This window comes from Nitrososphaerales archaeon (genome assembly GCA_025058425.1).
Classification (GTDB): Archaea; Thermoproteota; Nitrososphaeria; order Nitrososphaerales; family JANXEG01; genus JANXEG01.
On record JANXEG010000018.1, the window covers coordinates 1 to 22,063 of the forward strand.

Sequence of the window (22,063 nt, forward strand, 5' to 3'; positions counted from 1 at the left end):
AAAGACTGAGAAAGAAGAGAAGAACAATATGATCCTCATCGGAGGGCCTGGTACGAATTTAATTACAGCTGACATAAATCGCTACTTACCGATCCATTTTGATGAACACAATTACTGGGCAGGGCTTAAAGATAGAAAGAGAGGTTATGTATACAATATGGATAGTGATGGCATTATAGCGAAGATAAAAAATCCATTTGATCAGAGCAGTAGCATCATCGTGCTGGCAGGCCTCAGATATGTAGGAACAAAATCGGCCATCATCGCCCTATGTAATTTTCATGAAGAAGTTTTGAAGAATTATAATGGTGAGGATGAATGGGCGATCGCTATAAGAGGTTTTGATCTGGATGGTGATGGAAAGGTAGATGCTATAGAGACCTTAGCACAATCTTAAGAGCTCTTTACGCCCTTCTACCCCTTCTTCCACCAGGTTTTCGTGTTGTATCGTGAGGTATAGGTGTAACATCCTCTATCCTACCGATCTTAAACCCTGCTCTAGCGAGTGCCCTGATCGCCGCCTGTGCCCCCGGACCAGGGGTTCGAGGCCCTGTACCACCTACCGCCCTTACCTTTATATGAATGGCTGTGATCCCCTTCGCTTTAGCTATCTCTGCTACAGTCGTTGCCGATTTCATCGCAGCATAGGGTGATGATTCGAATCGGTCAGCTTTTACATGCTGACCTCCCGAACTGAATGCGATAGTCTCCGCACCGGTAAGGTCTGTGAGATGGACTATCGTATTATTGTAACTGCTATAAATGTGTACTATTCCCCATTTCTCTTTTGTTACATCTTCACTCATGCAGCTTTACCTCCGGATTGAACAACTTTGATGAGAGGGCTATCCTCTCTAATCCTTACGGAACCTTCCTCATCACTACTTACCATGTAACTTGGTATGGTAACGACTCTATCATTCACCATAATATGACCGTGGGTGATCATCTGTCTCGCCTGATAAGGTGTCTTTGCTAAACCTTTCTTCCAAACGATAGTTTGAAGGCGTCGATTAAGAATATCCTCTACAGTCAATCCTAACACGTCATCTAGAGTCGCAGATGAGGAGATTAAACCCAATCTTCTTAAACGTGACATCAATTTTGATTCCTTCACAATACGTTCATTCGGTGGAGTTGCTAAGAGGAGCCTTGCTTGATGTCTTATTCTTGATAACTCGGTCTTAGCCTTCCATAACTCTCTTTTATTTCTTAAACCATAGGTACCTACAAGGTTGAGCTCACTTAAGAGTTGATCACTCCTCCAAGGGTGTCTTGGAGATGAATACTTCTTCCGTGGTTTTTTCGGATCGCCCATACTCTCAACCTACTTAGTAGAAGAGGCTTTTCCCGGCTTCCTAACACCTACGGTAGCACCTTTTCGCCCAGTCGTGCGCGTCCTCTGGCCCCTCACCTTTAAGCCAAGAGAATGTCTCACTCCACGCCAACTCCCTATACTCATCTCTTTCTGAATATCGCTCCTTATCGTAAGTTCTAAATCCGATCCGATAAGATGGAAATCACCTCCACTTTCTAAATCCTTCCTTCTATTGAGTGCCCAATTAGGGATGCCAATCTTTCTCAAGTCCTTTAAACTCTGTTCGATTTCAGAAACTTGGGCCTCGGTTAAAGAGCCCAACCTTAGCTTACTATCGATTTTAAGAGCGTTCAATATTGCATGGGCTAAATTTAGACCCACCCCTTTGATATCGGCCAGAGCTGCAACTACCTTCTTCGTCCCATCAAGATCCTTTCCAGCTATCCTTACTATGTGCTTAAATTCTGATGACATCTGGTCCAATGGAAATAAAAGGTGATCTATAAATGTTATCACTCCAAACAAAAACCTGATTGTGACACGATCAAAGAGGCAATTGTAAAAACAAGGTATTCTTAAGGTTTAAGATCTTATCGGTTTAAGAATTTCGCTTAAGGTAAAAGTAAATGGTGAATAAGAATGGTGGAAGGATTATGAACATTTTTATCATCTTCTACATCTTTTAAATATTCAACCTTAGTATTTGGGTTAAAAAGATAAGAAGTTTTAAAAACTCAACTCTCTTCTTTTTTATTATCGATAAATCTCTCATTAATCCTCGATCAAACTGACGATCATTTCTACCGTTAAGTTTATGCATAATATAAAACTACATTTTGGTTGGTAGATATGAAAGGGAGTGAAGTCATAGTTCATAAATTAGTTGAAGAGAACGTGGGTGTAGTGTTTGGCATACCAGGGGTTCACATCCTCCCGATATACGACGCACTTTATGATCACAAGGAAATAAGGCTTATTACAACACGGCACGAACAGGGAGCCGCTTTTATGGCTGATGGTTATGCTAGAGCTTCTGGAAATCCGGGTGTATGTTTATTAGCAGCCGGCCCCGGTGCTACGAATGCTTTAACTGCCGTAAGTACAGCGTATCTTGATTCTTCACCGTTACTCGTGTTAGCCGGTGGTGTTCATACAACCTCTGTAGGTAGAGGGGCGCTACATGAAATCAACCAACTACAAATGTTTCAATCTATAACTAAATGGTCAGTAAGGGTTAGATCGTTTGAAGAATTATCCACATCTCTAAGTAAAGCTTTTTTCATCATGCGTTCGGGAAGGCCCCGCCCCGTCTACGTTGAGCTACCGTTGGACGTTCTATTTCAAGAGGGAGAATTAAGATCTTCATTTAAGATAAGTGAAACGAAGCCTTCAGCAGAACCTATGGTAATAAAAGAAGTGGCGAATCTACTTCTTTCGGCATCTCGCCCAGTAATAATAGCGGGGGGCGGTGTGGTTAATGGTGGAGCACATTCTGAACTCTTAGAACTTTCAGAATTCTTACAAGCACCCGTTATTACGACGATCATGGCAAAGGGAGTATTTCCCGAAGATTCGCCTCTATCATTCGGTCTCCTTCGAGATGATGATATCATCTTACCGCAGGCCGATGTAGTGTTAGCATTAGGTTGCCGATTTTCCGAAAGATCTACGAAAGCATGGAGTTTAAAACTCCCCTTAAACCTTATCCAAGTAGATATAGATTATACCGAAATCGGTAAGAACTATCCAGTAAAAGTTGGTATAGTGAGTGATGTTAAAGAATTTTTATCGGGATTGCTCAAAGAACTTAAAAGCAGAGGCGTACATTTCTCAAGAAGAGAGTGGTTAGATCGACTCATTACTTTAAAGAAGAGTTATCGTATCGATGAGGAGTTGAAACTCTGCTCCGAAAAGGCTTCGATTAAACCACAACATATGATGATGCTCCTTTCAGAGCTCATACCTAAAAATGCAGTTGTAGTATGTGATGCAGGGAATAACGCCATCTGGGCTGAACGTCTAATTAAGAAGTATACACCAAGAACCTTTATTGAGCCTTCTGGCAATACTACCATGGGATTCAGCGTCCCAGCAGCCATCGGTGCAAAACTTGCTAATAGAGAGAATCCAGTTGTATCTATATGTGGCGATGGAGGCTTTATTATGTCTTGTAACGAAATCGCTACAGCGGTACAAGAAGAGCTCCCTATAACAATCGTGATCTTGAACGATGGCGGGTTCGGAGCGATTAGGCATTTTCAAAAAGCTTGTTACAAGGAGAGATACATTGGGGTCGATCTTCTAAATCCGGATTTTAAAAAGCTCGCTGAATCTTTCGGAGCGATTGGAGTTACTGCTTTAACACTTAATGAGTTTAAAGAAGCTTTCGATATCGCTTTAAAAGCTGATAAAGTGACTGTTATTGATGTGCACATAGATAAAGAAGAGGCTCCTTCTCGCCCATCTTCCTTTATTGATAAATACAAACCTTAATTAATCATTAGGTAGAAACAGAAAGGTTCATGAGGAAAAATATTGTGAGACCGAATCGATTATATAAACTCTGTAAAAGTGTGAAAATAAATTATTAACAAAAATTAAGATTAAGACTGAATTGTTGTCATAAATCTCTTACATTATATCACTTTATCATTTAATTCTATGCTATCGATCGGAATATTTAACAAAATGCTGAGTCTTTCCAATATAGCCCTTGCCCCCTTTGGATCGGGATCCTCTGGATCTTCAAGGTTCGGTTGAGTCCTACCAAATAAACATACACCTCTTATACCTCTCAATCTTCCTAAACCGAAGATGAGGGCCGAAAGGCCATAAAATTCACCCTCATACTCGGTCTCAATACCGTACTTTTTCATCTCTTCTATAAGTTCTGAATCGGTAGCGGCGCAGCAAACATCTTTACTCCCCACACCATAACCAGCAAGTACTATCATCCTTTTAACGTTGAACCTTTCATACACATCCAATACTTTCTTCGCCACCTCGTACTGGCCTTGAAAATTTGCATGGTAACCTTTGGTCAATAGCAATTCTGGATCTTTTAAGTAGTAGAACTCGATCTTTGGTATTATGATCTGATTCTCATGTATTAAGACACCAGCGAATCCAGGATAGTCTGGATGTGCTATGTAAGAAGGTATCGTTTCATGTTGAGCAGGGAAGTGTTCTGAATACAGCTCGGCGATCAATCTCGGTTTTAACCTTTTGATTAAAAATTCCAAGGCGATCTTTCCGACCGATCTTAAGCCTGGAGAGGCTACGATAGCGATAGGCTCTTTAACCATCGGTTCCTCAAGGTACCTAACCCACGTCATGACCTTTCAGACTTTCAGAAGTAGATATCTTTTGGAGGTGTGGGTGTAGTAGCTTTACGTATGACTTCTCTCCAATACTTCTCCTTCTCTTCGAGTTGTCGGATGAGCTCTTCAGTAAACTTCACTCGCTCCTCCATAGGTTTAAGATCGATCTCGATCTCCAACACTTTACAAAGAACCTCTAATAGAGATTGGGCCGCTCTCTGATCGATTACCGTCTGGCCCGATGGGGTTACATAACCGGGAGTTTCACTTAACAAGCAGACCGCTGGAATATTTTTAAGCTTGGCGAGGCCGAATATCAAACCATTTGTACCACTGATGCCCCCAACATCCATTTGGATAACTCCATACCTCTTAAGCTCCTCTAACAATTCCACATGAGTGGCAGCTCCATATACCTTCGGCTTTGTAATTGGCTTATTAGTGACATAAGCTGCCATTGTGAAGAGTTTTTTGACCTTAAATCTTTCAGCCCTATTCAAAACTTCCTTCGCAACCTCATACTGCCCCTCGGGGGTCAATGCTTGTACATTCCCTGTGAAGATTATTAGGTCATTCTTCGATCTTTCATTCTTCCAGTAATAAAATTCATTTCTTAATAACTCAACCGTACCATCCTTTCCGATCAACACATAAGGCGGGAATGCTGGAGAGTAAAGCTCTTCGAAGAGTTCTGCCTTGAGCCCCTCTATTAAATAGTCTGCTGAGATCTTTGCCACGTAACCTATGCCCGGTAGCCCCGTAACCATGTAAGGGTCTCTGAGTTGAGGCTCTTTGTAAATCTTAAAATCCATGTGATCACCACTTAAAGGTCATCGATCCAATTAAATCTTTCTTCACTTATAAAAATTCCTCACAACATCATAAATATCTTTTAAACCATTCTAAACTCAGATCGATCACTCGCTTTAGATGATCATTATTCGAAAATACGTGGTCTGCACCATCTATTATCTCAAACCTCTTCGGCGATGATGCGGCTTCGTAAAGTCTTTTTGCATGCTCTAAAGGGACTATCGTGTCCGAACTTCCATGAATTATTAATATAGGAGGTGCATCCTTTATATCTCTAAGTAAATCGTATTTCTTTAGATCTTCATAGAATGTCCTTTTAAACCTCCTACCCGAAGGGAGTATGTAGTATTCACCTTCTTCTCTCGGGATCATCGGTCGATCGAACCGAGGTATCTTGTATGGTGTGCCAAGGGTTACGATAGCCTTTACCCTTGGATCTTTACCAGCGATTGCAACCATTCCACCAAAGCTCGATCCGATAACACCCAACCTATTCATATCAACCTTTCCCGTACTTTGAAGGAATTGTAGAGCGGATCTGTAATCATTGATTCTCGCACTCAGAGTGACATCTTCGAACATACCTTCACTCTTCTCTTCACCTTCACCACAACCTCGAAAGTTAAACCTTAAACATGCATAACCTTCTTCGTAAAGCTTCGATGCGATCATCAACCATTTGATCGAATCTTTACTACTTTCTAGGCCATGTAGAGTAATGATGCAGGGCGATCCTTTGTAAGGTAGGTGCAGATTTCCATAAATCTTTTGGCCTTCAGAATAGAAGGTGATCGTTTCTGACTCCATGTCCCAATCAATATATATAAATAAGTAAAAAAGATATATGCAGATGGTCTTAACGATTCAACATTATAGGTGAAGAACATGCTATACCCAATTAGATGCTTCACATGTGGAGCGTTGATCGGGGATAAGTTCGATGAGTTTCGAAAGAGAGTAAACTCTGGTGAGAAAGCTGCTAAAGTCCTTGACGATCTGGGGATAAAAAGGTACTGTTGTCGCAGGATGCTCCTTACAAGTGTAGATGTGAGTGATCAAGTATTACCCTACTTTGAGGCATTGGCTAGAAGACAGGCAGAGTTAAAACAATCTATGTGAGAGAAGGTTAAAGTGTGATCATCGTTTGTATAAAGAGGCATACGTAAGATCGATAGGATCATCCAGTTCTACAAAGATTAAATCCATTCGTGCCCGTGTATGTTACAATAGTAGAGGAGAAGAGAGTGTAGAAGTTGATGTTTATGTTAATGGTTTTATGGGTAGAGCGATAGCACCCTCCGGTGCGAGTGTCGGTAAGTACGAAGCTGTAGCTTTCGCACCCGGCGGGGCTAAAGCTACCGTAGAATTGATCGATAAATATTCTCCTCAACTCATAGGTTTAGATGCATCAGATTACAACACATTGACGAAGATTTTAAGGGAGATCGATGGTACGGAGAATTACAGCCGAATCGGTGGTTCTGCCGCCTATGCCATAACGATCGCTTCCGTAGATGCCGCATCCAAATCTTTAGGGATACCATTATTCCAATTGCTCAAACCAGAAGGTGATTGGAAGATACCCTATCCATTGGGCAACGTGATTGGAGGAGGGAAGCATGCGGGAAAGGGTGCACCAGATATGCAAGAGTTTTTAGTAGTTCCGATAGGTGCACCAGATATTCGACAGGCTCTTGCTGCGAACTTTGCTGTACATCGAGAAGTAGGTGTTCAACTCGAGCGTAAAGTAACTTCATTTACCAGGGGAAGGGGTGATGAAGGGGCATGGGCACCCTTTATGGATGATGAAGAAGCTTTAGAGGTCGTTTACTCATCCGCTAAATCGGTGAGTGAGAAGTTCGGTTTTAGTATAAGAGTAGGGCTCGACGTGGCATCTTCATCACTTTGGGATGAAGAGGAGAATCTTTACGTGTATCGTAGAAGTGGTGTGAAAAGGTCACCAGAGGAACAGTTAGAGTACATAATCTCATTGATCGAAAGGTACGAGCTAATCTACGTTGAAGATCCCTTACATGAGAATTCTTTTAATGAATTTGCCGAACTCACAAAGAAGGTGAAGGGTGTATTCGTAGTTGGTGATGATCTTCTCGCCACGAATGTAAAACGGCTCATCAAAGCGAGTGAAGTCGGTGCTTGTAATGGGGCCATCTTAAAGGTGAATCAGGCTGGTGCTCTTGGTGATGCTATGAACTTTGCCCATACAGCCAATCGGTTGGGGTATAATTTAATAACATCCCATCGATCTGGCGATACATCAGATTGCCACATCGCTCATATAGCGGTAGCGACGGGTTCGAAGATGATAAAGACTGGCATAATGGGTGGGGAGCGTGTGGCGAAGTTGAATGAACTCTTAAGGATAAGTGAATTTTTAAAGGAGTGTAAGATGGTAGATTTAGGGGGTAGATGATATGCCCGAGGATGATAGGGAAGATAGGATGAGTGAAGAAGAGGAGAAGAGTACTGAGAAGTTATCGACTACGGAGATTTCTGAAAAGGCACTCCTAGCCACTGGTATTAGAGTGGGGACTTTGGTCAAGACAAAGTTCATGGCACCATTCATCAGCCGTACCAGATCGGATGGTTTGCATATAATCGATATAGGTAAGACTCTCTCACGAATCGAGATAGCGGGCAAATTTATCAGTAGCTACGATTTGAGCAAGGTCGTCGTTTATTCTGCTCGTGAGTATGGTAAAACACCTGTAGAGAAGTTCTGTGAACTTACCGGTGCAATACCTATCACGGGGCGCTTTATGCCCGGAACATTCACCAATCCTTTATACCCGGGACACATAGATGCTGAATTATTGATCGTCACCGATCCTGCTATAGATTATCAGGCCGTAGATGAAGCGACGAAGATCGGTATACCAGTAATCGCGATTTGTGATACTGATAACGTTACATCTAACGTAGATTTGGTTATTCCTGCAAATAATCGAGGTAGAAAGGCCTTAGCAGCGGTCTTCTGGCTCTTAGCGAGATCGGTACTCACCCGTTCTGGAGCTCTACAACCGGGGCAGCCTATGAAGTACACTATCGAAGATTTCGAAACAAAATTGGTTGAAGAGGAAGCCGAGTGAACTTTCTATTAAGTGTACAAAACAAAATATTCATCGAATTAAGGGTTCGATCAAAGTAAAATTATAGGTATTGATGATGGAGAGGGGCTTTAGATCAAATCCTTTTATTCATTGATACAAACCTTATTTATTGGAGAGATTGGAGAGTTTTGGAGAGTTCGCCTTTTATTTTTGTTATTATTGATCGAAGAAAGGTTATCCTAAAATATAGCCATGGATATTAAAGATTGATGATAGCCTTATGGCTTTAAGGTATCCCGCTGTAGCGGATCAATTCTATCCGGGAGAACCTACATCATTGAGAGAATCTATAGAAGAGTGTTTTCTTCATAGACTCGGACCTGGGAAGAAACCTCCATCGACTGGAGATCTGGGTAAAGTCATCGGTCTGGTCTCCCCTCATGCTGGCTACATGTATTCTGGACCGGTAGCCGCCCATGGCTACTACGCTATCTCATTCTTAAAGAATGTGAGGCTCATCGTAATCATTGGGCCGAACCATTGGGGATTAGGAAGTGGTGTAGCCGTATATCCATCTGGTGCATGGATAACACCATTGGGCAGAGTGGAGGTGGATAAGGATGCTGCTGAGCAACTCCTCAAATCATCAGATATTGTGGACTTTGATGAATTGGCCCATAGAAATGAGCACTCCATTGAAGTCCAAATCCCCTTCCTTCAGTACACATTCCCAAAGGGGTTTAAGATCCTCCCCATCTGCATGGCATTACAGGATAAATTAACTTCGGTAGAGGTGGGTGAAGCTTTAGCAGATGTCATAAAAGGCAAGGATGCCCTTCTAATTGCATCATCCGATTTTACCCATTATGAGAGTCAAGAATCTGCATTTAAGAAAGATTCGGAAGCGATCAAAGCGATCTGTGATCTAGATGTGGATCGCTTTTATACAGTGATTCGCAAGATGGATATTTCTACGTGCGGTCACGGGCCCATCGCGGTACTGATGACCGTAGCAAAGAAATTAAATGTAGCAAAAGGTACTTTACTCAAGTATGCTACGAGTGGTGATATTACAGGAGATTTCAGTGCTGTAGTAGGCTATGCATCGATAATCCTTTGATTCTTAAGAGTGTTTTCGATGAAATTTGTTGCCCAAGCCCCCGGTAAGATCATTATAACTGGTGAGCACTTCGTAGTCCATGGCGCATACGCATTAGCTGCAGCGATCGATAGATTCGTTAAAGTTGAAGCGAAGGTCTCCGATACCACTCATATCCTTTCAAAAAATTTAGGATTGTCAGCTACTCTACCAAATAAAGTACCGAACGCATTAAAGCCCATAGCTCACGTTTTAAATGCCACGTTACGATACCTTAATGAGAAAAGAGGTCTTTCATTGATCATAGATTCCGATATACCGGTAGGGTCGGGTCTGGGCTCTTCAGCTTCGGTAGCTGTAGCAACTGCAACTGCCGTATCTGAAGCTCTCGGTCACCATCTTACTCCGAAAGAAATTGTAGACCTTGCAATGGTCTCTGAGAAGATGATCCATAAAAACCCATCCGGTATAGATGTTAATATAGCTGTTTATGGTGGTGTGATTTTATTCCAAAGGAATTCTGATGTAAAGTCTATAGATCTAAACTCTAACATCGATTTTGTAATCGGTTACAGCGGATTGCGTAGAAGGACTTCAAGGCTGATACAAAAGGTTGCTGAGATGAAAGCTGCTAAACCCCATCTATTCAATAGCCTTGTACAATCCTCATCAAGATTGAGTCTGCTGGCTGCAAACTTTATGAAGCAGAATGATTTATTAACGTTAGGTTCGATCCTTAACTTCCACCATATAGTTTTGAGTTGGCTCGGTATATCGATAGATGAAATCGATAAGATGGTAGAGGCTTCGTTGGCTGCTGGCGCGCTAGGTGCTAAAGTTACGGGCGGAGGGGGAGGGGGTTGCATGATCGCACTACCACCGATCAATCATTCACAACAAATCCTAGACTCCCTTAAAAATCTCGGTAAGGTCGCTTTTATTAGTAAGATACCTGTAGGGGGTGTAAAGGTTTGGTCAGAGAAGGATTGACGATCATCAAGCTCGGAGGCTCCGTTATTACATTTAAGGATCGGCCGTTGACCCCAAATATAGAAGCTATTCATAACCTTTCCGATGTGATCTCTAAATCGGGTATCGATTGTGTAATCGTTCATGGAGGGGGTTCGTTCGGCCATTACTACGCTAAAGAATACAACATCACCACTCGATTAGATCATTATTCTGCTGAAGGTATAGCGAAGACAAAATTGGCTATGCTCAAACTCCATATGTACATTCTTGAGGCTTTAGAGTCCCATAACCTTCACCCTTATTCACTACCACCGATGAGCTTTTTACATGGTGGCAAGGTAGATGAGAGGAAGAGAGATCTTTTACAAGGTTTGATCGAGATCGATCTAACCCCTGTAACATTCGGTGATATCATCACCATAAATGGTAAATTTCAAGTAATTTCTGGCGATACGTTGGTCAGAATGTTGGCAGAATCGTTAAAACCAGCCCGTGTAATCTTTACTATGGATGTGGATGGTATATATCGAAGGCTCGATGATCCCAGCACGCTCATTCGTACGATCGATGTAAGTAAGGATTTAGAATTGAGTTCATCGAAGCCACTATTCGATGTGACGGGCGGGATAGAATTGAAGCTATCAGAAGCTATGAAGATCGCATCTTTAGGTATAGATGTGTATTTTGTAAATGGCTTAAAAGCCGATCATGTCACAAAAGCATTAAAGGGAGGGTCTTTTATAGGTACAATTATCAAAGGGATAGGGCATGGTAGGTATTAAAGAGAGAAAGCTCGACCATATCCACATACCGTTAAAGTATAATGTTGAAGCTAAGACCAAGACTACACTCCTCGAACATGTTCACCTAATCCACAATGCACTCCCAGAATTGGATATGGATGAAATCGATATATCTACAACCTTCTTAAATCATAAATTCAACGCACCTATCCTGATCGATGCGATAACGGGTGGTACACAAGAGGCGTTGAAGATCAATGCTACACTGAGCCTAGCTGCGGAAAAGTTAGGGTTAGGAATGGTAGTTGGGAGTCAAAAGGCCGTTCTTAAATCCCCTGAAGTTGCTGAAACCTACGCCATCGCTCGTAAAAATGCCCCAAACGCATTTATAGCTGCGAATATCGGCGGTGGTGATCTGGTTAAAAACTTTACGATGGAGGATGCGGAGAGGTTGATCGATATGATCAAAGCTGATGCCTTTGTAATACATCTGAATCCACTCCAAGAGCTGATTCAACCTGAAGGTACTTCTCAATATAAAGGTGTGTTGAAAAAGATCCATGAACTTGCATCACAACTCAAAGTCCCTGTGATAGTCAAAGAAGTAGGTGCTGGTATATCGAAGGAGGTGGCGATAAAGTTAGAGTTGGCGGGCGTTTCGGCGATCAATATAGCGGGAGTTGGCGGGACGAGTTGGGCAGGTGTCGAACAGATTCGAAGTGAGGCTGAAGATAATAAAGTGAAGTCGAGGCTCGGCCTTCTTTACTGGGACTGGGGCATACCTACAGCTGCAAGCCTCATTGAGGTGAGGAGGGCGGTCAAGCTACCCCTCATAGCCTCAGGTGGTCTGAGGAATGGTTTAGATATCGTGAAGTGTATCGTCTTAGGTGCAGATCTATGTGGTATGGCATTACCTATGTTAAGGTATGCGGTAAAGTCTCTCGACGATCTTATCGATTTTATCCAGAATACCATTTTAGAACTAAAGGTGGCGATGTACTTAGTAGGTGCACGTGATTTAAAGGCATTGAGGAATGTAAGGTACGTAATTACAAGCCCTTTAAGTGAATGGGTGAAGATATGATGAAGGATTACAAGATGTGGTGGTCGATATGAGTTACGATAGGTTGATGACGATTTTAGAAGAGAATAAAAAGGTTGTAGATAATTTCATATTCCAATTTTTACCCAGGGAGCATAAAATCCCTGAGGTTAAGTATTTATACGAAATGATGAGAGATTACCCTTCGAGAAGGGCAAAGGGTTTAAGATCGTCTCTATGTATGATCGTCTGCGAAGCCTTTGGTGGTGATCCTAGGTCAGCGTTGATCACTGCCGCTGCAATCGAGCTCTTTCAAAATTGGATCTTAATTCATGATGATATCGAAGACGATTCGGATATGAGGAGGGGAGCGCCAACACTCCATAAGAAGTATGGTATACCTCTAGCGTTAAATGTAGGTGATGCTCTGCATGGAAGGATGTGGGAATGTCTGCTGAAGAATAGGGAGATCTTTGATGATCGAAAGGTTTGTAACATCATCTCTGAGTTTAGCCGTATGGTGAATGAAACTACGGAAGGTCAGCATATAGAGTTGATGTGGATCGCCAACAATAGATGGGATTTGACAGAAGAAGATTACTATAGGTTATGTGAGAAGAAGACATCATGGTATACATGTATAACCCCCTGTAGATTGGGCGCGATCATCGCGAACGCTCCGAGTGAAAAGTTGGATGAACTGATCCCCTTCGGTAGAAGTCTCGGCATAGCGTTCCAGATTACCGATGATATACTCAACTTAGAGTCTGATGTAGATAAGTATGGGAAGGAAACGTTCGGCGATATTTGGGAAAGTAAGAGGACCCTGATGGTGATACACTTACTCAAGGTATGTAATAGTGATGAAAGGGAGCGGGTATTGAAGATTATGAGTAAGAAGAGGTGGGAGAAGAAGGATTCTGAGGTCTTTGAGATTTATAGATTGATGAAGTCTTTAGGTGTGATAGAGTACGCAAGAAAGAAGTCTATGGATTTCGCATCGGAGGCTATGAGATATTTTGATAGTATCTTTGGCGATCTTCCAGAAGTGAATGCAAAACAGACTTTAAGAGAAATTATCAAATTTATGATTATGAGACAATGGTAGAATCATGGTAGAATCTTTATCCTTATATTCTTAACCTTCCTAAAGACATATAGTACATGAGTAAGATGTCAGAGATTCCACCCAATTTAAGAGCTATAATTCGTAAGCACGCCCTCCTTAATGCATATAAGCATGAAGGTAAGGCAGATACTTCCGCTGTGATTAGCAAGGTATTGGGAGAGGATCCTCAACTTAAGCAGATGGTTAAAACTTTGATTGAATTGGTCAAAGAGGTTGTAGCTGAAGTCAATCGAATGAGTGTTGAAGAACAATTCAACATCTTGAATAGTGAATATCCAGAACTTCTTTTGAAAGAGACCCGTGTTAAATTCGAAGGTAGAATACTCCCACCACTCCCTCAAGCGAAGAAGGGAGAGGTGGTAACGCGCTTCCCACCCGAACCGAACGGTTATCCACACATCGGGCATGCGAAGGCTGCGATCATCGATGAAACCTACGCACGTATGTACGATGGCAAGTTCATCTTAAGGTTTGATGATACAAATCCAGCTAAAGAGAAGTTGGAGTATTATGATGCGATCTTAGATGGTTTAAAATGGTTGGGCATAAAACCCGATATAATAAAGAATACATCCGATGATATCGAGCTCTTCTACGAATATGCGGAACGTCTGATCAAAGCCGGCCATTGTTACGTATGCACCTGTGAACCTATCGTGATAAAGAGAAATCGTGCAGAAGGGCGTGAATGTGCATGTAGAGAGAGAGCGATTGAGAAGAATCTCGAACTTTGGAATCGAATGTTCTCCACATTTAAGCAGAATGAAGCGATACTGAGGTTAAAGGTCGATATGAAGCATGTAAATACTGCTCTGCGTGACCCAACACTCTTCCGAATCGTGGAAGCCGAGCACCCCCTTAAAAAGGATAGGTATCGTGTATGGCCGACTTACGACTTTGCTGTGGCGATCGAGGATAGTTTGGATGGTGTAACTCATGCGATGAGGACGAAGGAGTATGAATTAAGGGATGAGCTCTACTATCTGTTGTTAAGATTGCTCAATCTAAGGCAACCGTTGTTGATCGAATTCTCCAGATTGGAGTTGGAAGGTACGCCTGTTGCTAAAAGGTTCTTGAAGCCTTTAGTGGATAATCGGTTGGTGAGTGGGTGGGACGATCCACGAATGCCCACGTTGGTAGGGCTTCGAAGGAGGGGCATACTACCAGAAGCGATTAGAGAATTTATCTTAAGTCTGGGTGTATCGAAGGTGGAGTCGAAGCCCAGTTGGGATATATTGGAAAGCTTCAACAGAAAACTCTTAGACCCGATCGCTAAAAGGTACTTCTTCGTACCGAATCCAGTAATGTTGGAAGTTCAAGACGCACCCCATTTGAAAGTAAGATTGAAGCACCATCCAAATCTCGATTTAGGTTACCGTGAAATCGAAGCAAAGGATCACTTCTACATTTCTCGAGACGATTTGAAGAATCTGAAGGTTGGAGATAGGGTAAGACTTATGGATCTTTATAATGTAAAATTGATAGAGAAGGGTGAAGATTCGGTAATCGGCTCCTTTGCTGGTAGTGAGATTATAGAGGGCATTCCAAAGGTACAGTGGGTTACAGAACGGTATATAGAATTTACAGTTCTAATCCCCGGCCCTCTTTACATTGGAGATCGATTCAACGAAGAGAGCTTGAAGGTAGAGCGTGGCTTTGCCGAAGAAGCGTGTAGTGGTTTGAAGGTTGGTGAAATGATCCAATTCGTACGCTTCGGCTTTTGTAGAATCGATGCGCCTAGCATCGCTATCTTGACACATAAATGAATAGTTTGCTTGGTGTGAGCGATAGATTGGATAAAGCGCTCTCTTTTGCTGAATCGATCAAAGAGCACATTCAGAAGAGCAGTATTTTGAAGGATTATATTACGCCTCTCTACGATACTTACTCTATCTGTAACATACCCAATACCATTATGCTTACATTCGGTATCAATATCAATAGCAAAAGACCCCCTCTACAACCAGCAGATGTTATAAAAGAGCATATCGAAGGGGTAAGGAAGCTGGTACTCATAGTCATTGACTCGTTAGGTTACCTTCAACTTTTGGATTATATAACATATGATGAGAGGTCGGTGGTTAGAGAGCTTATAAATCGTGGAGTCTTCTTACCGATAACATCTACATTCCCATCCACTACGAGTACAGGCCTCACATCGCTCAGCACGGGCTTAACACCTCAAGAGCATGGTATAATCGGCTACACAATGTATGTGAAGGTGCTGGGTTTAGTAGCCAATATGATCTCCTTCGCACCCGCTGTAGATCATCGAAGGGATATCATGTTAGATTGGGGGATCGATCTGAGGAAGTTTTTAGGCGTCTCAACGATTTATGAAAAACTCAGCAACGAAGAGGTCCAGTCTTACATACTGATCCGCAACCACCTCACAAATACCGCTCTATCGAAGATGCTTCATGCCGGTGCTGAAGTATGTGGATTTGTAAATTATTCAGACTTCTTCATTACACTAAGGAAGTTGTTGGAAGGGAGGCCGAATAAAGATACTTGTATATTCGCCTACTGGGAAGCCTACGATACGATCTCGCACATATATGGCCCAGAAACGGAGGAAGCGAGGGGTGAGTTAAAGACCTTCTTCAATACTTTAAAGAGTGAACTTCTGGAGAAGCTCAATCCGAAGGTTGCGAGGAGAACCGCTCTCATAATAACTGGAGACCATGGCCAAGCAGCGATATCACAAAGATCCGTTACCATGGTATCGAAGCATCCGAAGTTGATGAAGAATTTGAGGATCCCACCTACAGGCGATTCGAGGGCTTCTTACCTCTTTTCTGAAAGTGGAAAAATCGAATGGGTAAAGGATTATATTCAGAAGAAGCTTAAAGGAAAGGTCGATCTCTTCGATTCCAAATGGCTTATGCGTAAAGGGTTCTTCGGCTCAAACCAATATAGGCCAGATTTTAAGGAACGTATAGGCGATCTCACCCTAATCTCTCGAGACGATCACGCGTTCGTGTATCCGTACAAGGGGCACGAAGAATACACTTTGAAGGGTGCCCATGGAGGTCTATCTCCAGAAGAAGCCTTGGTAACATTTATCTGTACCCGATTGGCTGGCAGATAGCTTTTTGCCTAAAAAGAGTGTGGTTGCGATTCGAAGATCATCATGGAGATTCAATTAGCCAGATCGAACTTACGAACTTACTTTCGATGTCATTTATGGGTATCTCTATATCTTTAATTAAGATATGAAGTGTGTAGATTATCGATTTTAATTTTAATGCTACTACCTTAAACCTTAACATCCTCCCCATCACTACGGATCTAAGATTAAGAAGAATCTATAATTGCTGTAGTTATAGGGAGCTCATCTAATTTTTGTGAGCCTCTCATTGTGCATTGCACTTTGATGATCTACCTTATCTCTTCAACCGTTCCTTTTTTACCATTCAACCGATCATCTTTACCTAGTTGTATGAACCAAGGCTTCATTTGATGATCGTTTAACCCCTTGCGATATATACCGCGTGACTGAGCTCCTCGAGAATTATATTTAATGCTGTAGCCACAGCGTACGGTGAGCCGGGTATGCAGAAGACCAATCTCTTATCGATAGTGCCCGCGATCGCTCTCGATAAGATCGCCGACGCTCCGATCTTCTGGTAACTGACCATTCGAAAGATCTCTCCGAAACCTTCCAGAACCTTATCGAAGAGGGGTTGAACAGCCTCTATAGTCACATCACGAGGAGAGATTCCAGTACCACCGATCACTATAACTACATCTACCCCCTCTTCTTTGATACTCTTCAAAAGCTCGCGCCTGATCATTTCCGAATCATCATCCACGATCTTCTTTGAGACTACGATATGTCCTCCTTTCTTGATCATCTCGACAGCTTTATCGCCAGACTCATCCGTTACACTTTCACCCTTCAAGATCCTTTGATAACGTGATGTGCTGACGGTGATTACAGAGACCTTCACCGGTCCACGTGCCTCCTCTCTATGCTTCTTCACAACCTCCATAGCCCTCTTTCACCTTCTTCACCACCTTTACACTCTCGATGAATGTTGTTGGATACTGCCCATTCTCATCCTTCTCGTACATCTTTACCACATCCCATATGTTGAGTAGAGCTGTCACAACGGCTGTTAAAGCTTCCATCTCGACACCAGTCTTCTCTGTAGAACGGACTTTTGCAGTGATGGTGATGCTCGACTCATCGATCTCGGATTCGATATCGACATTATCTATACGAATAGGATGGCAGAGTGGCATGAGTAAGGGTGTGAGTTTTGCACCCTGAATCCCAGCCAGTGTAGCGATTTGAATAGGGTCTCCCTTCTCTACTTTACCTTCTTTAATCAACTCTATAGTTTTGGGTTTCAGATGGATTCGACCCATCGCTATCGCTTCTCTATAGACCGATTCCTTCTTTGAAATATCGACCATCTTTACCTTCATTCCAAACCCTCTACACATGCATAAGCAAATCCCTCACTTTTATCTATGTCGTCAGATTTATAGCAACAATTCGAAAAGCTTCTTATTCCATCTTAATGGAACTTCTAAACTTCAAGAATCGATCTTGGAATAAGATGTGTATATCAACCCTTGAATTTCTATTATACTGTTAATATCGATCGATGGAGGGCTACTCTCAATTTCAATAATGTATGTAATGATTCCGCTTACTTCTTCGCACTCAATACTCTATTCTTCAACCTAAGATCTCCCGATCTACATTTCCTACATCTATCAGCACTGATGGCATTCTTAGCACCACACTTGAGGCAGATTTTGAAGAATAACTTTCTCCTCTGGGCTAACTGCTTCTTAGCAACATCTGTAATTGGCAAAGCCCGGCACCACCCTCACCATAACTCTTTAAGATTCGACCGATTAAATCTTTCTTCTATATCATCTTTTATATTTTTCTTATTTCTTACCATATTCCTTCGAAATTAATTTTGAAATTTCGAAGAACTTTAAGGACTGTTCCGTAATGTATTTAAGGAAGGTTGATGAAGGCTTTTTCAATAGAGCAGGTGGTCGGATGGCAGCGACGAACGTTGTACTAGTGGGTAAGAAACCTGTAATGAATTATGTGTTGGCCTGCCTGACTCTCTTCCAAGACGGTTCGAACGAAGTAATCGTGAAAGCAAGAGGACGGGCGATCAGCAAAGCTGTAGATGTTGTACAGATCGTCACCAAGCGCTTCTTAACCGATGTAAAGGTGAAAAAGATCAGCATCGACACAGAGCAGATAAAGAACGAGCAGACAGGCACCATCAGCAACGTCAGTTCGATGGAGATTCAACTCAGCAAGTAACAGAAGCCACACCCCACTTTTTTTCTAAAACCTCATTAAACTTCATATATCTTTATTTACCATTTGATTTTACACATACTATTGATTTTGAAGTTACCAATATGCTTATTCGATGCAAAGGTAGGAATCCTATGTCCAAAGTGTGAAGTGAAGTTAAAAGGAGGGCACATTACCAAGGCCGATGTCGATGCATCGATAAAGCTCGTCAAATTGGCAGGCAAATACCCAGAATTGAATAGGATTACACTTCTAAGGGCTCTAAATGTAAATAGCGACCTTGTGTTGATCCTGGGTGCGGGGAACTTGGCATTTATACGTAAAGATCCCACTCTGCAGAAGAAGTTAGAAGAGGAGTTGGGCGAGAAGTTATGGTTTTTAGAGGGAGAGAGTACAGATCGAGTTATGCTCGAAGATCTATTTTATCCAATTAGAATTCTGACGGTGAATGTCGTATGGCTCCCGGATGGAAGCAAACTTACAAAGGTGATAATTCCCGGTAGAAAGACCAAAAAGTTCCCGATAGATATAGAGAAGGTGATAAAGATCGCAAAAGAAGTGAGGGGGATCGAATTACTTGTCGAATTCGAAAGGGGATAAAGTAAGGAGGACACACTACACTTCACAGTTGAATAAGAGTCTGTTAGGCGCTAGAGTGAAGCTGATCGGTTGGATCGAGGATTCAAGGGCTTTAGGAGGCATTACCTTCTTAACCATTCGAGATGTGATGGGGAAGGCGCAGACCGTCTTTAGTAAGAGTAAAACATCTATAGAGGTCTTCGAATTGGTAAAGAAGATACCTAGGCAAAGTGTAATAATGGTTGAAGGGGTTGTTAAAGAGAGTAAAGCGAAGGATTTTGAGGTTGAAGTTGAAGGGGATAAGATAGAGGTTTTGGCAGAGGCTGCACACCCACTACCTATAGACCCTACTGGCAGGGTTAAAGCCTCGCTCGATATAAGATTGGATGCGAGGGCTTTAGACCTTCGTAACCCAAGTACCATGGCTATCTTTAAGATTCGCCACCATGCCCTTCAATCGATCAGAAAGACATTCATAGAGAAAGGTTTCATCGAAGTCAATACATCAAGAATCATCGGCCAAGCAGCCGAAGGGGGTGCGAATCTATTCTCCCTCGATTACTTTGGAAGGCCCGCTTATCTGGCACAGAGTCCACAACTGTACAAAGAGCAATTGACATTATCTCTCGAGCGTGTATTCGAGATATCCAATTTCTTTAGGGCTGAAAAGTCTCATACCCGTAAGCACCTTAACGAGTTTATCAGTATCGATATAGAAGCGGCCTATTGTGATGAAGAAGATGTGATGGATATTGCTGAAGATGTGATCATCAATGTATTCAAAGATGTATCTGAACAGTGTAAAAGGGAATTGGAGATTTTGAATTACAACCTTCCAAAGGTTACCAAACCTTTTGAAAGGATCACGTACTCTCAAGCTATTGAAGAACTCCGTGGAGAAGGTGTGGATGTTAAGGTTGGAGACGATTTGACGGATAGCCTTCTCCGCATATTGGGAAAGAAACGTAACAAATTTTACTTTATAACAGAATGGCCCAAAAAGTTAAAGCCATTTTATATTAAAGTAAAGGAAGATAATCCAGAATTCACACACTCCTTCGATCTACAGTATGGATATTTAGAGATAGCATCGGGAGGTATGAGGGTCTGGAAGAAGGAAGAGTTGAAGGAGAGGCTCATCGAATCGAATCTAGACCCCGAAAGTTTCTCCTCACATCTGAAGGTTTTCGATTGGGGGATGCCATTTCACTCAGGTTGGGGCATGGGGTTGGATAGATTGATGATGGTTTTGACAGGAAGGAAGAATATTAGAGAGGTTGTACTCTATCCTAGAGATCAGTTCAGACTTACACCGTAAATTTCACTAACTTACAACTTACACTAATGCTTTAAAATTCTCAGACCATGCCATATATGCTCTGATCATATCCTTTGAAATGCTCGGTTTTCTCGATTTTAAGACTTCTTTAAAGTCATTCATCGTAATCTCACGAGGCTTTGAAGTCTTATCCAACGCTACACCACTTTCGAACAACTCCGCCACGACCCTAATCTGTACAGATTGGCAGATATCTCGAATATCACTACAACTGTACCCCTCAGTTAACCTCGCGAGCTCCTCCACCTTGACATTTTCACTTAACTTCAACGGTGCTGTGTAGAGATTAAATAACTCGATTCTTGATTTTAGATCTGGTAATGGTACGTAGATTCTCCTTTGAAAACGGCGTAAGAATGGCCAATCTAGACACCAAGGTTTATTCGTAGCACCTATCACATATAGGTGAAGGCATTTCTTACCTTTATCCAAGATCCCATCCATCTCTTTGAGGAATTGGTTCCTTACACGAACTTCGCCACCCACTTCCTGATTCCTCGAACCGAGTAACGAATCCAATTCGTCGATAAAGATTATCACCGGAACACCTTCATTGAGGACTATATTCCTCGCATATTCGAAGAGCTGGGCGACATTCTTTTCAGCCTCCCCTAACCACTTACTCATGATCGAGGCAGCATCGACAGTTATGAAACGGCCTTTAATCTCGGCCGCGGTGGCTGCTGCCAACATCGTCTTCCCACAACCCGGTGGGCCATATAGCAATATGCCTCTTGGGAAGCCTAATGGGAATAGGTCTGGGCGTTGTGTCGGGAATATGATAGATTCTTGAATGGCCCTCTTAGCATCCTCAAGATCTACAACATCCTCCCATTTTACATTGGGCTTCTCCTCTAATACAAGATCTGAGAAGGAAGCTTTGAGCGATTGAACCATCTTGGGGCTATTACTAATATGACCATCAGCAGTATGGCTATTTTCACTTATCACCCCCTGATTCTTCTCTTGGATGTTGATACCATGGGCCATTTGAAGGGCCTTAATCCTCTGTTGATAGGCTAAAGCCCTTTCCATGTACAATTTATTGAGGTTATAATCAGGGTATAGTTTAGCAAGTTTAATGAGTGTTGCGATCGCCCGTTGATACATTTCGATAGCCATTCCACGGGCCCCTTGTGAATCCAGTCTGATCGCTTCTGCCGCATACCTACTTGCCGCATTCTCTAACTCTTTTGCTGCATCCATACTCATACACCCTCACATAAAGCCTCGGCTATCGATTTATCACACGATATATTTCGCAATGTGATCTTTTCATGAATAAAGGGATCAAGAGTTGGTATCGTATTCTCCCCCTTTTCTTCACTAAATCGAGGAGGAG

At 42.3% G+C, this 22,063-nt stretch carries 25 protein-coding genes; 15 read left to right on the forward strand and 10 right to left on the reverse strand.

Translation table 11 applies throughout. From position 1 onward, the window contains the following. Positions 1-397, forward strand: a 397-nt coding sequence (locus NZ896_02975; protein ID MCS7116413.1) for a hypothetical protein, incomplete at its 5' end; no start/stop codon positions are given. Positions 398-404: 7 nt separating this feature from the next. Here NZ896_02975 and NZ896_02980 read toward each other — a convergent pair. Genes NZ896_02980 through NZ896_02990 form a run of 3 tightly spaced genes read right to left on the reverse strand, consistent with a single transcriptional unit; the run spans position 405 to position 1,792 of the window. After that, a complete protein-coding gene (locus tag NZ896_02980; GenBank protein MCS7116414.1) occupies positions 405-806 on the reverse strand; it encodes a 30S ribosomal protein S11 in 402 nt (133 codons plus the stop codon). Beyond that, a complete protein-coding gene (locus NZ896_02985; protein ID MCS7116415.1) occupies positions 803-1,318 on the reverse strand; it encodes a 30S ribosomal protein S4 in 516 nt (171 codons plus the stop codon). Before NZ896_02985 ends, NZ896_02980 begins: the two co-directional genes overlap by 4 nt. A 9-nt stretch (positions 1,319-1,327) precedes the next feature. Continuing rightward, positions 1,328-1,792 (reverse strand): 30S ribosomal protein S13, encoded by a 465-nt coding sequence (locus NZ896_02990; protein ID MCS7116416.1) that lies wholly within the window; start codon positions 1,790-1,792, stop codon positions 1,328-1,330. Positions 1,793-2,167: 375 nt separating this feature from the next. Here NZ896_02990 and NZ896_02995 point away from each other — a divergent pair, with 375 nt between their 5' ends. Next, on the forward strand, positions 2,168-3,811 hold the full coding sequence (locus NZ896_02995; protein ID MCS7116417.1) for a thiamine pyrophosphate-binding protein: 1,644 nt from the start codon (positions 2,168-2,170) through the stop codon (positions 3,809-3,811). A 143-nt stretch (positions 3,812-3,954) separates the two neighbouring features. Here the strand turns inward: NZ896_02995 and NZ896_03000 are convergent, their stop codons facing one another. The 3 genes from NZ896_03000 to NZ896_03010 form a co-directional block, all read right to left on the reverse strand. Then, positions 3,955-4,653 (reverse strand): PAC2 family protein, encoded by a 699-nt coding sequence (locus NZ896_03000; GenBank protein ID MCS7116418.1) that lies wholly within the window; start codon positions 4,651-4,653, stop codon positions 3,955-3,957. A 14-nt stretch (positions 4,654-4,667) separates the two neighbouring features. Continuing rightward, positions 4,668-5,450, reverse strand: a complete 783-nt coding sequence (locus NZ896_03005; protein ID MCS7116419.1) for a proteasome assembly chaperone family protein — start codon at positions 5,448-5,450, stop codon at positions 4,668-4,670. A 67-nt stretch (positions 5,451-5,517) separates the two neighbouring features. Next, positions 5,518-6,258, reverse strand: a complete 741-nt coding sequence (locus tag NZ896_03010; protein MCS7116420.1) for an alpha/beta fold hydrolase — start codon at positions 6,256-6,258, stop codon at positions 5,518-5,520. A gap of 78 nt (positions 6,259-6,336) precedes the next feature. On the opposite strand from NZ896_03010, the gene NZ896_03015 reads away from it, so the two are divergent. The 10 genes from NZ896_03015 to NZ896_03060 all read left to right on the forward strand — a co-directional run bounded on the left by NZ896_03015 (position 6,337) and on the right by NZ896_03060 (position 16,595). Then, the gene (locus NZ896_03015; protein MCS7116421.1) at positions 6,337-6,570 is read left to right on the forward strand and encodes a DNA-directed RNA polymerase subunit N; all 234 of its coding nucleotides are present in this window, start codon (positions 6,337-6,339) and stop codon (positions 6,568-6,570) included. Positions 6,571-6,595: 25 nt separating this feature from the next. Further along, positions 6,596-7,882, forward strand: coding sequence for an enolase (locus NZ896_03020; protein ID MCS7116422.1), 1,287 nt, complete (start codon positions 6,596-6,598; stop codon positions 7,880-7,882). A 1-nt stretch (position 7,883) separates the two neighbouring features. Then, a complete protein-coding gene (gene rpsB / locus NZ896_03025; GenBank protein MCS7116423.1) occupies positions 7,884-8,558 on the forward strand; it encodes a 30S ribosomal protein S2 in 675 nt (224 codons plus the stop codon). A 241-nt stretch (positions 8,559-8,799) separates the two neighbouring features. Further along, entirely contained in the window at positions 8,800-9,639 is an 840-nt protein-coding gene (locus NZ896_03030; GenBank protein ID MCS7116424.1) for an MEMO1 family protein, read from the forward strand. An 18-nt stretch (positions 9,640-9,657) separates the two neighbouring features. Next, the gene (mvk, locus tag NZ896_03035) at positions 9,658-10,608 is read left to right on the forward strand and encodes a mevalonate kinase (GenBank protein ID MCS7116425.1); all 951 of its coding nucleotides are present in this window, start codon (positions 9,658-9,660) and stop codon (positions 10,606-10,608) included. After that, a complete protein-coding gene (locus NZ896_03040) occupies positions 10,590-11,372 on the forward strand; it encodes an isopentenyl phosphate kinase (GenBank protein MCS7116426.1) in 783 nt (260 codons plus the stop codon). Before mvk ends, NZ896_03040 begins: the two co-directional genes overlap by 19 nt. Further along, complete coding sequence (gene fni / locus NZ896_03045) at positions 11,359-12,417, forward strand: type 2 isopentenyl-diphosphate Delta-isomerase (GenBank protein MCS7116427.1); 1,059 nt, start codon at positions 11,359-11,361, stop codon at positions 12,415-12,417. Before NZ896_03040 ends, fni begins: the two co-directional genes overlap by 14 nt. Before the next feature lie 28 nt (positions 12,418-12,445). After that, positions 12,446-13,483: a polyprenyl synthetase family protein gene (locus NZ896_03050; GenBank protein ID MCS7116428.1), complete on the forward strand. Its 1,038-nt coding sequence runs from the start codon at positions 12,446-12,448 to the stop codon at positions 13,481-13,483. 65 nt (positions 13,484-13,548) lie between these two features. Beyond that, entirely contained in the window at positions 13,549-15,270 is a 1,722-nt protein-coding gene (locus NZ896_03055) for a glutamate--tRNA ligase (protein MCS7116429.1), read from the forward strand. Further along, positions 15,267-16,595 carry an alkaline phosphatase family protein gene (locus NZ896_03060; protein MCS7116430.1) on the forward strand — a complete coding sequence of 443 codons (1,329 nt, stop codon included), beginning with the start codon at positions 15,267-15,269 and terminating at the stop codon, positions 16,593-16,595. Before NZ896_03055 ends, NZ896_03060 begins: the two co-directional genes overlap by 4 nt. A gap of 379 nt (positions 16,596-16,974) precedes the next feature. On the opposite strand, the gene NZ896_03065 is transcribed toward NZ896_03060, so the two are convergent. The 3 genes from NZ896_03065 to NZ896_03075 all read right to left on the reverse strand — a co-directional run bounded on the left by NZ896_03065 (position 16,975) and on the right by NZ896_03075 (position 18,333). Beyond that, complete coding sequence (locus NZ896_03065) at positions 16,975-17,499, reverse strand: MogA/MoaB family molybdenum cofactor biosynthesis protein (GenBank protein ID MCS7116431.1); 525 nt, start codon at positions 17,497-17,499, stop codon at positions 16,975-16,977. After that, positions 17,477-17,938, reverse strand: coding sequence for a cyclic pyranopterin monophosphate synthase MoaC (gene moaC, locus NZ896_03070; protein ID MCS7116432.1), 462 nt, complete (start codon positions 17,936-17,938; stop codon positions 17,477-17,479). Before moaC ends, NZ896_03065 begins: the two co-directional genes overlap by 23 nt. A 227-nt stretch (positions 17,939-18,165) precedes the next feature. Beyond that, positions 18,166-18,333, reverse strand: coding sequence for a 50S ribosomal protein L40e (locus NZ896_03075; protein MCS7116433.1), 168 nt, complete (start codon positions 18,331-18,333; stop codon positions 18,166-18,168). A 146-nt stretch (positions 18,334-18,479) separates the two neighbouring features. Here NZ896_03075 and albA point away from each other — a divergent pair, with 146 nt between their 5' ends. The 3 genes from albA to aspS all read left to right on the forward strand — a co-directional run bounded on the left by albA (position 18,480) and on the right by aspS (position 20,700). Then, entirely contained in the window at positions 18,480-18,806 is a 327-nt protein-coding gene (albA, locus tag NZ896_03080) for a DNA-binding protein Alba (GenBank protein ID MCS7116434.1), read from the forward strand. An 87-nt stretch (positions 18,807-18,893) separates the two neighbouring features. Further along, positions 18,894-19,403: a hypothetical protein gene (locus NZ896_03085; protein ID MCS7116435.1), complete on the forward strand. Its 510-nt coding sequence runs from the start codon at positions 18,894-18,896 to the stop codon at positions 19,401-19,403. Further along, positions 19,381-20,700: an aspartate--tRNA(Asn) ligase gene (gene aspS, locus NZ896_03090; GenBank protein ID MCS7116436.1), complete on the forward strand. Its 1,320-nt coding sequence runs from the start codon at positions 19,381-19,383 to the stop codon at positions 20,698-20,700. Before NZ896_03085 ends, aspS begins: the two co-directional genes overlap by 23 nt. A gap of 18 nt (positions 20,701-20,718) precedes the next feature. On the opposite strand, the gene NZ896_03095 is transcribed toward aspS, so the two are convergent. Then, entirely contained in the window at positions 20,719-21,927 is a 1,209-nt protein-coding gene (locus NZ896_03095) for an ATP-binding protein (protein ID MCS7116437.1), read from the reverse strand. Positions 21,928-22,063: the final 136 nt, after the last annotated feature.